The sequence below is a fragment of the Candidatus Nitrosotalea sp. TS genome (assembly GCF_011319465.1).
In the GTDB taxonomy this organism is placed as follows: Archaea; Thermoproteota; Nitrososphaeria; order Nitrososphaerales; family Nitrosopumilaceae; genus Nitrosotalea.
Genome location: NZ_RCMB01000008.1, coordinates 1 through 13,051, shown reverse-complemented (window position 1 = coordinate 13,051; position 13,051 = coordinate 1). Strand labels below are relative to the sequence as shown.

At 41.7% G+C, this 13,051-nt stretch carries 18 protein-coding genes and 1 pseudogene; 10 read left to right on the top strand and 9 right to left on the bottom strand.

The genetic code is table 11. From position 1 onward, the window contains the following. Positions 1 to 240 precede the first annotated feature (240 nt). A complete protein-coding gene (locus DYY67_RS03935) occupies positions 241 to 867 on the top strand; it encodes a hypothetical protein (RefSeq protein ID WP_166390979.1) in 627 nt (208 codons plus the stop codon). A 37-nt stretch (positions 868 to 904) separates the two neighbouring features. Here the strand turns inward: DYY67_RS03935 and DYY67_RS03930 are convergent, their stop codons facing one another. Then, positions 905 to 1,651: a metallophosphoesterase gene (locus tag DYY67_RS03930; protein ID WP_166390977.1), complete on the bottom strand. Its 747-nt coding sequence runs from the start codon at positions 1,649 to 1,651 to the stop codon at positions 905 to 907. 35 nt (positions 1,652 to 1,686) lie between these two features. Here DYY67_RS03930 and DYY67_RS03925 point away from each other — a divergent pair, with 35 nt between their 5' ends. Next, complete coding sequence (locus DYY67_RS03925; RefSeq protein ID WP_166390975.1) at positions 1,687 to 1,989, top strand: hypothetical protein; 303 nt, start codon at positions 1,687 to 1,689, stop codon at positions 1,987 to 1,989. Here DYY67_RS03925 and DYY67_RS03920 read toward each other — a convergent pair. Continuing rightward, entirely contained in the window at positions 1,973 to 2,269 is a 297-nt protein-coding gene (locus DYY67_RS03920) for a hypothetical protein (protein ID WP_166390973.1), read from the bottom strand. The two genes, DYY67_RS03925 and DYY67_RS03920, sit on opposite strands and share 17 nt — an antisense overlap. A gap of 101 nt (positions 2,270 to 2,370) precedes the next feature. Between DYY67_RS03920 and purD the strand changes: the two genes are divergently transcribed. After that, the gene (gene purD / locus DYY67_RS03915; protein ID WP_166390971.1) at positions 2,371 to 3,645 is read left to right on the top strand and encodes a phosphoribosylamine--glycine ligase; all 1,275 of its coding nucleotides are present in this window, start codon (positions 2,371 to 2,373) and stop codon (positions 3,643 to 3,645) included. A 16-nt stretch (positions 3,646 to 3,661) separates the two neighbouring features. Here purD and DYY67_RS03910 read toward each other — a convergent pair whose 3' ends face one another. Next, positions 3,662 to 3,982, bottom strand: a complete 321-nt coding sequence (locus tag DYY67_RS03910) for a hypothetical protein (protein WP_166390969.1) — start codon at positions 3,980 to 3,982, stop codon at positions 3,662 to 3,664. A 53-nt stretch (positions 3,983 to 4,035) separates the two neighbouring features. Here DYY67_RS03910 and DYY67_RS03905 point away from each other — a divergent pair, with 53 nt between their 5' ends. Genes DYY67_RS03905 through DYY67_RS03895 form a run of 3 tightly spaced genes read left to right on the top strand, consistent with a single transcriptional unit; the run spans position 4,036 to position 5,479 of the window. After that, entirely contained in the window at positions 4,036 to 4,671 is a 636-nt protein-coding gene (locus DYY67_RS03905) for a hypothetical protein (RefSeq protein ID WP_166390967.1), read from the top strand. Next, a complete protein-coding gene (locus DYY67_RS03900; protein ID WP_166390965.1) occupies positions 4,668 to 5,156 on the top strand; it encodes a glycine zipper 2TM domain-containing protein in 489 nt (162 codons plus the stop codon). The genes DYY67_RS03905 and DYY67_RS03900 overlap by 4 nt, the downstream gene beginning before the upstream one ends. Further along, entirely contained in the window at positions 5,126 to 5,479 is a 354-nt protein-coding gene (locus tag DYY67_RS03895; protein WP_166390963.1) for a hypothetical protein, read from the top strand. Before DYY67_RS03900 ends, DYY67_RS03895 begins: the two co-directional genes overlap by 31 nt. On the opposite strand, the gene DYY67_RS03890 is transcribed toward DYY67_RS03895, so the two are convergent. Beyond that, positions 5,469 to 6,032 (bottom strand): 5-formyltetrahydrofolate cyclo-ligase, encoded by a 564-nt coding sequence (locus tag DYY67_RS03890; RefSeq protein WP_166390961.1) that lies wholly within the window; start codon positions 6,030 to 6,032, stop codon positions 5,469 to 5,471. The genes DYY67_RS03895 and DYY67_RS03890 overlap by 11 nt on opposite strands. Further along, a complete protein-coding gene (locus DYY67_RS03885; protein ID WP_166390959.1) occupies positions 6,016 to 6,885 on the bottom strand; it encodes a bifunctional 5,10-methylenetetrahydrofolate dehydrogenase/5,10-methenyltetrahydrofolate cyclohydrolase in 870 nt (289 codons plus the stop codon). The genes DYY67_RS03890 and DYY67_RS03885 overlap by 17 nt, the downstream gene beginning before the upstream one ends. A 68-nt stretch (positions 6,886 to 6,953) precedes the next feature. Between DYY67_RS03885 and DYY67_RS03880 the strand changes: the two genes are divergently transcribed. The 3 genes from DYY67_RS03880 to DYY67_RS03870 all read left to right on the top strand — a co-directional run bounded on the left by DYY67_RS03880 (position 6,954) and on the right by DYY67_RS03870 (position 10,006). Next, the gene (locus tag DYY67_RS03880) at positions 6,954 to 7,496 is read left to right on the top strand and encodes a hypothetical protein (protein ID WP_166390957.1); all 543 of its coding nucleotides are present in this window, start codon (positions 6,954 to 6,956) and stop codon (positions 7,494 to 7,496) included. Between the two features lie 33 nt (positions 7,497 to 7,529). After that, positions 7,530 to 7,850, top strand: a complete 321-nt coding sequence (locus tag DYY67_RS03875; RefSeq protein ID WP_166390955.1) for a cupin domain-containing protein — start codon at positions 7,530 to 7,532, stop codon at positions 7,848 to 7,850. Positions 7,851 to 7,948: 98 nt separating this feature from the next. Further along, entirely contained in the window at positions 7,949 to 10,006 is a 2,058-nt protein-coding gene (locus DYY67_RS03870; protein WP_166390953.1) for a fibronectin type III domain-containing protein, read from the top strand. Between the two features lie 55 nt (positions 10,007 to 10,061). Here the strand turns inward: DYY67_RS03870 and purN are convergent, their stop codons facing one another. Further along, entirely contained in the window at positions 10,062 to 10,679 is a 618-nt protein-coding gene (gene purN / locus DYY67_RS03865; RefSeq protein ID WP_166390951.1) for a phosphoribosylglycinamide formyltransferase, read from the bottom strand. A 157-nt stretch (positions 10,680 to 10,836) separates the two neighbouring features. On the opposite strand from purN, the gene DYY67_RS03860 reads away from it, so the two are divergent. After that, positions 10,837 to 11,802 (top strand): MBL fold metallo-hydrolase RNA specificity domain-containing protein, encoded by a 966-nt coding sequence (locus tag DYY67_RS03860; protein WP_166390949.1) that lies wholly within the window; start codon positions 10,837 to 10,839, stop codon positions 11,800 to 11,802. A gap of 28 nt (positions 11,803 to 11,830) precedes the next feature. Here DYY67_RS03860 and DYY67_RS03855 read toward each other — a convergent pair whose 3' ends face one another. The 3 genes and pseudogenes from DYY67_RS03855 to DYY67_RS10635 form a co-directional block, all read right to left on the bottom strand. Then, positions 11,831 to 12,376, bottom strand: a complete 546-nt coding sequence (locus DYY67_RS03855; protein ID WP_166390947.1) for a response regulator — start codon at positions 12,374 to 12,376, stop codon at positions 11,831 to 11,833. A gap of 57 nt (positions 12,377 to 12,433) precedes the next feature. Then, positions 12,434 to 12,835 (bottom strand): hypothetical protein, encoded by a 402-nt coding sequence (locus DYY67_RS03850; protein WP_255492743.1) that lies wholly within the window; start codon positions 12,833 to 12,835, stop codon positions 12,434 to 12,436. Further along, positions 12,819 to 13,051 (bottom strand): annotated as a pseudogene (locus DYY67_RS10635) (excinuclease ABC subunit UvrC); the annotation flags it as partial. The pseudogene DYY67_RS10635 and the gene DYY67_RS03850, both read right to left, overlap by 17 nt.

The following is a 13,051-nucleotide window of genomic DNA, read 5'->3' as shown; positions in this document are numbered from 1 at the left end:
AAAAGACGTCTTCAAGGACGGAAACCTCGTGCGTTCAAGCAAGTGTTTGAAAAATCGCCTGCAATTGTAAAATAAAATTCTAAAAATTAATCGCGTTTACTCCATTCTAGTCTAGTTTTTTTCTAAAATTTGTGGCTATTTTCAATATTTACGTCTTTTACTTTAGCTCTAAATCTTGTATCTTAATTGGTAAAAACATTTGATATTATTTATTATAATTTCAAACAAAAACGAAACAAAATGAAGGGGTTGCTATTCTTGGCACTATTGGTATCGGTAACATTGCTTGTTCCTGCTGCATATGCTGAGGATATGTGGGTTGCAGCAAAGCCTGACAAAAACAATCTTGAATCATATACTGCTCCTGTGTTTCTTGGAATATTTTCATACGATTCAGGCGCCCCAATAGTAAATTCGCCTAGTATCAGTAGCTCTAACCTGGTTACACAGGCTCCGACCATTGTCCCAATAATTCCAAATGTCGTCCCAGTGATTCCAAATGCAACTCTGATAGCACAAAATGTGACTTCAGATGAAAATGCCACTGCAGACTGGCTTGCGCAATTTAGTCCATTTACACCGCAAAATGCATATTCTACGTTTGTGTCCCAGCTAAATCAGACAGTTCAGGCCATCTTCTGGGGCCAGTTCAACTATACTGAACAGAAAACAAATGAGGGCCTTGCAGCGATGAACCAAGTCAAGCAAAATGGGGGCAGTGCAGAGCAGGCAAGAGAGGCGTTCATACAAAATGCAAGCACATCTAGAAGCGATATCACAACGGTCAACAATAACCTCAATGTACAGTATGGGCATGCAAACAGCACGGTGCAGCAAGAGTTTGACCAATGGGGAAACCTACGCTGATTTTATCTAGTTTGAAGGAATCTGTTTTGATAATGTTCTAGAGAACACTTGATATTATTGACTCATTTCCAATTATGGAACCGTCAAGTGTTACTATCTTTGCAGATTTTGGTGCCTTGATTGCATTTATCAGAGGCGAGATTGATTTTTTGTAAGACTTTTTGAATGTCGCATAAAAATACCTGTTAAATGATGGCACAATGATAATTTCTATCTCGCCTGCTGTGGAGGGAAATATCTGGTTTTTTTCCACTTTCATTGAAACCCACACTCGCTGGCCGTCCAAGACTGATCCTTCATGAAAATATACTGGATGAACATGACCCATGACGATCTTGGAAATGTGAGACAAGTTCTCAGACGGCATCACGTGGCCATGTGTCAGCAGTGTATCCCCCATCACAATTCCTGATGGACTGGATACTGTCACCCAGTCTGGAACAAGTTTCTGTATGTTGCCGTCGTGATTTCCTGGAACGACAATGGTTTCAATCTTTTTTCCAATCTCAAAGAAGAGTGGTACTATGTCCCATTCTATCTTTGATATTGATTCAACACTTGATTTTACATCGCCTAGCAGTACTAGAGAATCTGGTTTTTCTGACTCTATTATTTTCTCTAAACTCTGTATGGTTTCTGCAATGATTTCCTTTGGACCAATATGGATATCGTTTGCTATAATCTTGCTTTCAAATCCAATATGCAGGTCGGTCACAACAAGATATCTCTTTTTGTCTTCTAAAATCAGGGCAGGCTGTGACTGGACTAGTCTTGTTAGAACCATCAAAGATAATATGATTAGTTTTGAATTAAATTCTTGTGACAAGACGAGGCGACGCTGATTCTATAGTGTCCGAGAGAGGGGTAAAGCTGCACCATTTTGAGCCAAGCGGGCGAAAGATCTGGACTGTAGTTGGAAAGGAAAATGAGCATTGGCTTGACCCTGAGTTTGGGTTTTGCTCGTGTGCTGATTTTTACTATAATGCATTGAGTACGGGTGGAGAATGTTATCATCTAAAAGCTGTAAGAATTGCGCAGGAGCAGAAAAAAATAGAGACTGTGAAATTTTCTGATTCAGAGTTTGAGAGTTTTGTTTCTGCTCTTGTCAGAGACTTACTGTGAACAAGTCTTCTTTTGCAACTCCCTTCCACAGGCCAATCATGCCTTCTGGCTTTACCGGTTCCACCTTTGTTATCTTTTGAATCTTGATGTGGTCAGGATTTGGGGGCATCCACAGCATTGCCATGTAATCGCCTACGGTACCCACTGCATCAGGTTTTGCAGATGTGATTTTGTCTTTTGCAAATCCCTTTGACACTAGAGCGTCTACTGCCTTTTGTTCTAGGTCGCGTCTACCGTGGGTGAAAAGATAGACTGATTTTTGAGAGTCTATTGTGCTCATGGTGTGATGATCTTTTCAATCGTTAATCAATATTTCGACAGTGTGAAATTTTTGCCAAAATCAGTTGTTAGCTTTTATACGAGTCAAATAAAGAAAAATCATTGGTTGACATTTTAGTTGTAGGCTCTGGCGGACGCGAGCATGCACTTGGATGGAAACTCTCGCAGAGCCCAAAGGTTGGAACCATATATCACGCGCCAGGAAACGGTGGAACCTCAAATAATGTGGATATCGAGGTCCACGAGATTGAAAAATTGGCGCAATTTGCATCTGAGAAGAAATGTCTTACAATAGTGGGACCTGAGGTGCCTTTAGCTGCAGGAATTGTGGATGTGTTTGCAAAAAAAGGTCTTGCAATATTTGGTCCAACACAGGATGCTGCAAGGATTGAATCAAGCAAGGTCTGGGCAAAAAATTTCATGAAAAGAAACGGCATCCCTACTGCATGCTTTGAGATATTCGATGACGCGGCAAAGGCAAAAGAATACGTAAAATCAGTTAGCTATACTCTTGTAGTAAAGGCAGATGGCTTGGCAGCTGGAAAGGGTGTTATTGTATGCAATGACAAACAAGAGGCAATCTCTGCAATTGACAAGATCCTAGTTGAGAAGAGCTTTGGTGCATCAGGTGCTCGAATTATTTTAGAAGAGAGAATTGACGGTGTAGAGGCATCATACATTGCAATATCTGATGGTACTGTTGCGTATCCAATGGCCACAAGCCAGGACCACAAGCGAGTCTATGATGGTGACAGGGGACCTAACACCGGTGGTATGGGTGCATATTCTCCAACTAGTGTCATTGATGATACCTTGGCACAAGATATCCAGAAAAATGTAATTGAAAAAACTATATCTTGTATGAAAAAAGAAGGTACGACATTTTGCGGATTTTTGTATGCTGGAATAATGGTAAAAGACGGCAAGCCTTTTGTTTTAGAGTTTAATGCAAGGATGGGCGACCCAGAGTGCCAGCCAATACTGATGAGGATGGATTCTGACTTGGTTGATTACATCCAGGCAAGCATTGACGGAACACTATCTAGTCTTCCCAAGATATCATGGAAGCGTCAGAGTGCAGTATGTGTCGTACTTGCTTCGAAGGGATATCCAGAGTCTTACCCAAAAAATGAGGAGATTTTGGGTCTTGATGCGCAAGACAGTAACTCGTATGTGTTTCACGCCGGAACAAAACGTGTTGATGGCAAGGTTTTGACAAATGGTGGACGAGTGTTAGGTGTTACTGCAATTGGTGACACACTGCAGGGTGCAATCTCTAATGCTTATGCCAGAATTGAGAAGATTGGATGGCCTAGCAAATACTGTAGAACAGATATTGGGAAAAAAGGACTTGGATCCTCAACGGGTCAGACATGATCAAGATTTAAAAGTCCTAGGGCAATTTTCCACTTAAAATCTCATCCAGATCCTTTTGGGCATTGGGATTTTCATGTAAATACCCAACTACAAAATCAACTCCCAGTTTATCCAGAAATAAAACTTCTAAGCTTTTGCCTTCGTCTGACAGCAATCTTCTCTTTACTAATCGCCTTACTATGGCATCAAAACTTTCTTTAACCCTGTAAAAAGATGCGATTTTTTGCCAGTTTATCTTACTTCGTACCTTCTGAAGGCTTGTGTATCCTTTTTTACTAATGATTCGTTCGTTATACATTTGAATGAGAATCGCTATCTCATAAGGTACTAATGGCATATGTTGTATAGTTATACAGTAAGTTATATATTAGTATACAACACATAAAGATCATGATTTTGAGGAAAAGAACTGATTTTGTTACCGCTATTCACAGGGTTTTGGAGATTCTAAAAACAGGAGAGCCTTACACATTAAACAAACTTGGACAAGAAACGAATTTGAATTTTCGCACGGTAAAAAAGATCCTTTCGGTGTTAGAATCTAATCAAACGTTACTATCTGGAAGATCACTTGACGTTTCAGAGCTTGATAATGTAACAGTTGTACGAATAAAAGAAAAGATTGGACTAACATTCTATCCAGAGAATATTCAGAACTTGATAATCAGGACCATGTATTATCCAACATCATCAAGAGAGGAAGAGATCCTAGTGTACCTATACTTGAATAATGCCATAAACATCTCTTCTGCAATACATCTACCAGAAGATAATATTTTAAAAGAACTAACAGAGGCAGAACACGTAGAAAAGACAGACAATGGAAAATACTATCTAACGTCTGACGGTCAATACGTGGCAAAGGGTGCGTTGAAACTTTACCCTGAATTAGCGAACATATCTTCGAATTCATCAAATAGCATGCATGCGATCAAAATTGAACAATTTATGCAACTTTCTATTCCTTCTGGTCCGAATATGCTTCTTCTTAGAAGCAAAGCACAAGCTAGGAAGAATATGTCATGACACGGGAACTTGTTATGGAATGTAACAACTACATGGGTCCTTCATCAATAGATCGATGTAATATGATACAAGAGTACGTAGCACAAACTGTTCGTTCTGCATGTAATTTAAAAACTGTAAAAATGATCGAGGTAGAAGTAATGCCAAATCTTATTCAGCCAACTCTAGTTATCAAATACGAAAATGGTGAGCCGTCACAACTTGTAGAAGTCGTAGACAAAATTTTGTTCGACATTGGAATTACTGCAATAAAAGCAGTTGTGAATGAGGTAGTTACCAAAACAATAGAAGGAGCTCTTACAGGCGGCGGTGCGGGCCTAGTAGCAGGTGCCACATCTAAAAATGCAAAAGCTGCCTTGGCAGGCACGTTTCTTGGAGCATTGCTTGGTGGGATAATAGGCAATTTTATTGAAAATCGTATAGCTGAACTTGTTTCAACTAAGGAACATGGCGGATGGATTCACCAACCAATCTTACAACAATGATGATTGAGATGTCATATAGAATAGAAGATCTTGAAAATGATTCATCTTGGATCCGTTCTATTGGAGAGAAATTAAACAAAATCCACTTTAGAAATGGCCATTGGCATGCAGAATGTGATCCTAATACAGGATTTTGTGAAGTTCATTATGATAAACATGATCCATATGAATCACCTGTCTCTTTGTTAAAGCACATGGTTCAAAGTCCTTTAGGAGCACTAGTCTTAGGAGCTGCAGGAGTGGGAATATTTTTCTTAGGAGATGAAGTCTTGAATGACGGCAAAATACGTAAGAAGTCTAAAAAATTCTTTTCTATGTTTTAGGATAAATTATCTTGTCTTCTGTAACAATGCAATCCATTTTGATATCATGTCCGTCGTGCGGCATTGCCTTTACAACCTGTTTTGAATACGACAAGGCAATCTTCTTTGAGCGCTTGCCGTTAAGATACCTGTCATAGTACCCAAATCCATATCCAAGCCTATATCCGTCCGCTGTCAGCGCAATTGCAGGCACCAATACAACATCAATCTTCTTGACAGTCTCACACCTGTCTTTTGGCTCCATCACAGAAAAGTTGCCCATCTCAAGGTCTGAAAAACTAGATATCTTCTTGAAGACAAGATCGTTTTTTTCAACTTTTGGAAGCGACAACTCTTTTCCGGCATTTAGTATCTCCTGCATGATATCCTGCGTATGAACCTCGCTTCCTATGGAATAGTACACCCCAACACTCGCTGCATTTCTGTAATACTCTATCTTTCGCAGGTTGTCGCGAATCTTACCGCTTGCTATTTTTATAAAATCAAGCGAGGTGCCATCTCGCTGGTCTAAGAGCTGTTTGCGAAGCTGCGCCTTTTCAACGGTTTGTGACAAATCCCTTACTAATTGAAGCTGCAGTAACCGTGTTTCTTAAAAGCATCGCTCTAGTCATGGGACCTACGCCTCCAGGAACAGGCGTCGCATATGATGCCTTTTTGATTATTCCTTCGTAGTCTGCGTCTCCTGCAAGCTTGCCGTTTACCCTGCTTGTCCCAACATCAATTACGACTGCGCCTTCTCTTATCATGGAATCAGTCAGGGTAAAGTGCGCCCTGTTGCCTACTGCAGTAATCACAATATCTGCACCAAGGCATTGCTCTGCCAGGTTTTGGGTCTTTGAATGACACGTGGTAACGGTGGCATCTCTTTCAAGCATCAGATGGTATAGCGGCTTGCCAACCAGGTTGCTTCTGTTTATGATTACAACGTTTTTTCCAGACAACTCGATGTTATAGTAATCAAATAGCTCCATTATCCCAAGCGGCGTGCATGGCTTCAAGATTGCACGACCCGAGGCCAAAAGTCCTGCATTGTATGGCGTAAGGCCGTCAACATCCTTTATTGGTGATATTCTAGATATGGTAGAAAACTCGTCTAATAATTTTGGTAATGGCAACTGGACCAGGATCCCGTGAACCGTCTTGTCATTGTTTAGCAGATTGATTAGGCTGTCAAGCTCCATCTGGGTGAACTCTTGCGGCAGCCGGTGGTCTTTTGTGGTAATGCCAACGTCTGCACAGTCTTTTTGCTTGCTTGTGACATATGACGAGGATGCGGGGTCATCGCCAATCAGAACTGTTGCAAGACACGGTTCCACTCCGTCGTTTTTGAGCTCTGCAACTGATGCCCTGACTAGATCCTTGACAGAATTTGCAACTGCGACACCGTCTATCTTTTGTCCTGTCAAACACTTTTGAGTAATTTTTTGGATATTTAATCTTTGGAATTTATTATCTCAAACTACATTGATTTCTCATGAACCTAAGGGAAGCAGAGGCTGTAATCCGGGAAACACTTGACCAGATAAAAAAACATGAAATCGAACTGCACCAAGGATGCGTTGCGTGCCATGTCATATTCTCAATAACACAAAAGTCTGGAAGATCAGAACAAGATGCTGCAGACTTGATGTCTCAGGTATTGACAGGAGACCCAGAATTGAATTCAGAGCTAATCGAGACTGTAGAGCAGATACACATGACAGAGAGAAACATGGGATGCGTATTTGCAGCCCGAGAGCGAGAGTCAAAGGACAGCTACCTTGAAGCTTACTTTGCAAATGTGCTCGATGAGCTTGCATCAGACCTAAAGCATGCAACACATGATGTCATACTGCGAAAGTTACTGCTAAGCTACATGTCGCTATATCTGGCGCAAACAATTGGGGTGGACTATCATGCAGCAACAGAAGAGCTGTACTATTTGCTTCGAAAAGATGATGGAAAAAATTCCAAGATTGCATACCTTATTGCAAAATTTGAAGAAAAGATAAAAAAGCAAGAATCTGGCATGCGCTAGAGTCATTAAGATCTCAGGTGGATAAGAGAATCATTGAAGATAGAGTTTGATACAAAAAAATACGTAAAAGACATCTCAAAAGGAAAGTCATATTTTCACACATTTCTAAACCGTGAGAATATCGCAGCAGGCGTACTCAGGCTGGCACCAAGTCAGGAAGACACGCAGGCTCCTCATGAAAGCGATGAAGTGTACTATATCGTAAAGGGGGACGGATTTTTGAACATTGGAGGAAAGGATTACGCCATATCAGAAGGAATGTCGTATTTTGTGGCAAAAAACATTGAACACAAGTTCCATGGAAACAGGCAAGAACTAGTAGTTGTCTATTTTTTTAGCGGGCAAGACTCGTAAGGCCTGTATTTTAGCGCAGGCTCGATAATAGTTTTAAACATAATTGGCAGTTAAAGCTGAGTTGTCCTTTTATGTAAAAAACTTGGCAAAATTCAAAATTGAACAGAAATCTTGCCATTCTTGTACTGGTTCTAGTATCGACGATATCTATCATGACAATGTATCCCGTATATGCAACAGGCTCTGGCCCAAAATGGGACGCACGTCCATATTTTCAACTAGGCGGCAACGCCACCTCATCTCCAGAAGGACTTAACACAACTCAGGTCTGGAACGCCTATGGCTTTTCCAATTTAAGCTGCTCCATGGCAAGCAGCATGGGATGGGATTACGTAAACCTCTGTGGACATGGACAGGTAATTGCAATAGTTGATGCCTATGACGATCCTACAATCGAGAACGACCTTGCAACATTTGACAGTCATTGGGGTCTGCCTGACTGTACCGGTGCAAACGGGTGCTTTGAAAAAATAACCCCTGACGGAACTCCAAGCGCAAACTCGACGTGGGCACTAGAGGAGTCCCTTGATGTAGAGTGGGCACATGCAACAGCGCCTGGTGCAAAAATAATACTTGTTGAATCACAATCCGATAAATTCCAAAATCTACTTTACGCGATAAATTACACTGAAACCAAGACCGGCGCAGAGCAGATCTCAATGGGCTGGGCCGTTCCAGAATTTCAAAACGAAACTGTATATGATTCATATTTTGCCAAGTCAGGCATCGTCTTTTTTGCACCTTCAGGAAATGGACACCTATACCCCTCTGCATCTCCATACGTGCTATCTGTTGGGGGAACAACACTTGGCGTATCTGCAGTAGGTGTGGTAAAAAGCGAGACTGCATGGAGTGGAAGCTCTGGCGGACAAAGCTATTATGAACAAGAGCCACAATATCAGACAGTATATGGTATTGACAGCGGGGGCAAACGAAGCGTGCCAGACATATCCTATGACGCAAACCCAAGCACTGGCTTTTCAGTTTATGATTCTACTGTATACAACAACAACCAGACAGGCTGGTTTCTAGTTGGAGGCACCAGCGCAGGTGTACCGCAGTGGGCAGCAGTTGCAGCAATTGCAAACAGCCAAGGCGCTGGACTTTCATCGTACAAATTCACGGCAAGCTCTAGTCTTTACACTGCCGCCACTGGCACCCTATATTCTGCCAATTATAGAGACATCACTCAGGGGGGAACTGCTATCAACCCGGCAACACAAGGGTATGACTTTGCATCTGGACTTGGAAGCCCTGTATCCAACAAACTGGTCTCTTTTCTGTCACCCAAACCAACAGGATCATCAATCCCGCTAAATCTTACTGCAGTTGCATCAAACAAGCACATATCGCTTACATGGCAGCCTCCATCTTTTACTGGGGGATCTCAGATAACAAAATATCATGTCTACAGGGGTGCAGCACTTGGAGGAGAAATGATGATTGATACAATATCTCCAACCAACCAATCCTATTCTGATTCTTGGCTTGAAAACGGGGTGACATATTACTATTATATCACTGCAGTAAATGCAGTTGGAGAATCGCATGGCTCAAACGAGGCAAATGCCACTCCGGGAATCGCGCCAGCTGCTCCGCAGAACCTTGCAGCTGAAATGACAGGTGACAATGTCTTGCTTACATGGCAGCCTCCATCTTCTACTAACGGCTCTGCAATAATACAATACAACGTGTATCGCGGCACCTCTCCAGGTGGAGAAGTACTAATCAAGTCAATCTCAAACAAGACTACATCATATGCTGATAACACTGTGCAAAGTGATCAAACCTACTACTATTATGTGACTGCAGTAAACACAGACGGAGAATCTGTACCAACAGGCGAGGTCTCAGTAACCGCACCTGCAACAGTACCATCATCACCGCAAAGCCTAGTAGCAATTGCATCAAACAAGCAAATATTGCTCATGTGGCAGGCATCTTCTCTGACCGGCGGCTCTCCGATAACAAAGTACAACATCTATGGCGGTGCATCCCCTGGAGACGAGACGTTTGTTTACTCTGTCTCGCCTAACGTCTTGCAGTATACAAATGTCGCACTTGTCAACGGTGCAACCTACTATTATTACGTGACTGGAGTAAATTCTGTTGGGGAATCACAAAAATCAAACGAAATATTTGCCACTCCTCGTTGATATTTTTTATACAAACCCTGCTGACAAATTAAAACCCGAAAGATACTATACTTGCCTAGCGCAGAACAACTTTTCTACCACTTGTCTTTATCTTGCCTTCTGCAACAAGTCTGACTGCCTTGGGATAAATTTCGTGCTCTTGCTTGAGTATCCTCTTTGAGAGGCTCTCTTCTGTATCATCGTCTTTTACCTTGACTATTGATTGCAAAATTATGGGGCCTGTATCGACTCCCTCGTCAACAAAATGCACTGTGCACCCTGAATATTTTACGCCATATTCAATTGCCTGCCTCTGTGAATGCAGTCCTGGAAATGCAGGCAGGATTGCCGGATGTATGTTGATGATCCTTCCCTTGTAATGCCTGATAAATTCTGGACTCATTATTCTCATAAATCCTGCAAGACAGATTAGGCCATTTTTTGGAGCGACATTGTTTTCTTCAAGTACTGATACTAGTTTTTTGTCATACTCCCAGCTGCCTCCCTTGAGTCCTGAGCTGTCAACTGTTACAGTCTTGACTCCAAGTTTTTGCGCAATCTTCAACCCTGCTGCACCAGGCTTGTTTGATATCACAACTGCAGGATGAACTGGAATCTTTTTCTTTTTGACTGTACGCAGTATTGCCTCCATGTTAGAGCCTCGCCCTGAAATCAGGATTGCAAGATTTTTCATTATATCCTGATCCAATCTTTGCATAAATAAACATCTTCTGTAAGATCAAAAAAGATCGTGTTCGAATCGCTTTAGATTAGGTGTTACACCGGATCAATCTTGCAATTTATATCAGATGCAATTCCATCGAAATCTCAATTTGAGACAAGTCGTAAAGATGACATCTAATGGTATTTTTGTATCAGGCCAAGACGGCACCAAGATACACCTTGATCCAAAAAAAGGAACAGGTGAAGGCATAACATTTGTGTCCCATGCCCATATAGACCACCTTCACAGGCAGAGCGGGGGGCTGGTCCTGACATCACAGCAGACAAGCGAGATTGCAAAAATGCGGGGATATTCTATTGAGAACTATACTGAAGAGTATGAGAATTTTTCACTTATTGACGCAGGCCACATTCTTGGAGCAAAAGGGGTCTTGTTTGGCGATGGCATCTTCTATACTGGAGACATTAGCACGCGAGGACGCGCATTCATGAAGGGCGCACAGGTACCACGATGCAAGGTTCTGATAACAGAGTGCACATTTGGGATGCCAGAATACGTGTTTCCTCAAGTGGAAGAAACAGTCAGGCGTGTCAATGAAATCATATCTGACATGTACTCTAGGGGAAAGCCAGTCATTCTCTTGGGCTATGAGCTTGGAAAAGCCCAGATTCTGTCATACTTGTTTTCACACTGGGTGCCATACTACCACGATTCTGTAAAAAAAGTAAATGATGTCTACAGAAGGTTTGGCGTAGACCTGCCTGATTCTCTTGGGCATTCGCAGGCAGAGAGTGCGGGGCTTTTGGACAAAAAACCATGGCTTATGATTGCGCCAAACATGAGCGGCAAGAATATCTTTGTGCAGCACATGAAATCAAAATATGACGCAATAACAATTGGCTTTAGCGGATGGGCACAATCTCCAAGGTTTGCATTTGCGCGACAGCATGATTATACCATACCGCTCAGCGACCATTGCGATTACAACGAGCTTGTACAGCTTGTAAAACAATGCAATCCCGAAAAAGTCTACACCGTACACGGATTTGTAGAAGAGTTTGCGTCAGATTTGGTCAAGATGGGTTATGATGCACAACCACTGACTGAAAATGCACTAGATGATTATTTTTAAATATAAATCCTAAAATAACAAACTCCAATTAATTCATATTTTTTTTATTAAAATATTCGGGGGTGTGAATTGAATTGTTTTTTGATCTCTCCAAAAGATTCTTCAGTATTGTGTTTATCTCCTGGAGTCGGGCGTTTTTTACTGCAATCTCATCGAGCAGTTTCTCTTTTACTTTGAGAACCAGTCTGTTTGTCTCAGAAACTACCTCGTTGATATCATAAGGCTTGTAAATTATGGCAGATGCGTCAAGCTTTAACAGTTTTTTCCTAGTCTCCTCTGTTGCATCAGCTGTTATCAATATGACAATGGCATCTGGCTGCATCTCTCTTATTTTTCCTAGAGTGTAAAATCCGTCGGGGTTTTCCATCATGACATCCAAGAATACTACATCTGGCTCTAGTTTTTTGTAAATCTTGACTGCCGTTGCTCCGTCGTATCCTTTTCCAAGTACATTGATGCCTTTTATCTTTAAAAATTCACAAAGAACGGAGACCGTGTCAATATCATCGTCGATAACTATGGCAGTAATTCCTGGCCTATCAGGGTCTTCGCGTGACTCTGCAAGAAATTCCATTTATTGATTGAAACCCCAAGTGTGTATTTTAGATAATTCTTGTCTGGTTTAAACAAACTAATCTGAAGAAAACTTTCTCAATATCCTGTTGTATGCAACGCCGAATCTGTGCGCCTCGTCTCTTGCATACTGGAGAACCTTTAGCGCAGAATTGTTTTTTGGCAAGACAATTGGGCTTTTTAGGTTTGGGTGGTAAATTTCTTCATTTTCTTTGGCAAGTGAAATGATAGGTATGCTGACACCTGCAGTTTTTAGCGCGTCTTGTGCGGCGTTTAGCTGACCCTTGCCGCCGTCTATGAGTATCAAGTCAGGCATCTTTGATTTTTCCTGCCGCAATCTCAGGTATCTTCTTTTTACCACCTCGTTTATCATTGCAAAGTCATCTCTTCCCTGTACTGTTTTTATTCTAAATTTTCTATATCCTGATTTTGATGGCTTGCCGTCAACAAGGCACGACATTGAAGCCCACCGCATAGTCTGCGCCATGGTTTGAGATATCAAAACATTCTATGGTTCTTGGAATGTGTTCAAGATTCAATTTCTCTTGCAGCTCAACCACTGCAGGGTCTGCGCCCTTTGACAGTAAGAGATCAATATTTTTCATTACAAGTTTTATCATGTCTTTTCGTTTTCCGCCTGTTGGTATAATGATGTTTACCTTGAATCCTCCAGTGC

Coding starts and splice junctions, on each gene's coding strand:
- purN (WP_166390951.1), bottom strand. CDS start 10,679: ATGAAAAATCTTGCAATCCTGATTTCAGGGCGAGGCTCTAACATGGAG.
- DYY67_RS03860 (WP_166390949.1), top strand. CDS start 10,837: ATGACATCTAATGGTATTTTTGTATCAGGCCAAGACGGCACCAAGATA.
- DYY67_RS03900 (WP_166390965.1), top strand. CDS start 4,668: ATGACACGGGAACTTGTTATGGAATGTAACAACTACATGGGTCCTTCA.
- DYY67_RS03895 (WP_166390963.1), top strand. CDS start 5,126: ATGGATTCACCAACCAATCTTACAACAATGATGATTGAGATGTCATAT.
- DYY67_RS03920 (WP_166390973.1), bottom strand. CDS start 2,269: ATGAGCACAATAGACTCTCAAAAATCAGTCTATCTTTTCACCCACGGT.
- DYY67_RS03910 (WP_166390969.1), bottom strand. CDS start 3,982: ATGCCATTAGTACCTTATGAGATAGCGATTCTCATTCAAATGTATAAC.
- DYY67_RS03935 (WP_166390979.1), top strand. CDS start 241: ATGAAGGGGTTGCTATTCTTGGCACTATTGGTATCGGTAACATTGCTT.
- DYY67_RS03880 (WP_166390957.1), top strand. CDS start 6,954: ATGAACCTAAGGGAAGCAGAGGCTGTAATCCGGGAAACACTTGACCAG.
- DYY67_RS03930 (WP_166390977.1), bottom strand. CDS start 1,651: ATGGTTCTAACAAGACTAGTCCAGTCACAGCCTGCCCTGATTTTAGAA.
- DYY67_RS03855 (WP_166390947.1), bottom strand. CDS start 12,376: ATGGAATTTCTTGCAGAGTCACGCGAAGACCCTGATAGGCCAGGAATT.
- DYY67_RS03850 (WP_255492743.1), bottom strand. CDS start 12,835: ATGTCGTGCCTTGTTGACGGCAAGCCATCAAAATCAGGATATAGAAAA.
- DYY67_RS03905 (WP_166390967.1), top strand. CDS start 4,036: ATGATTTTGAGGAAAAGAACTGATTTTGTTACCGCTATTCACAGGGTT.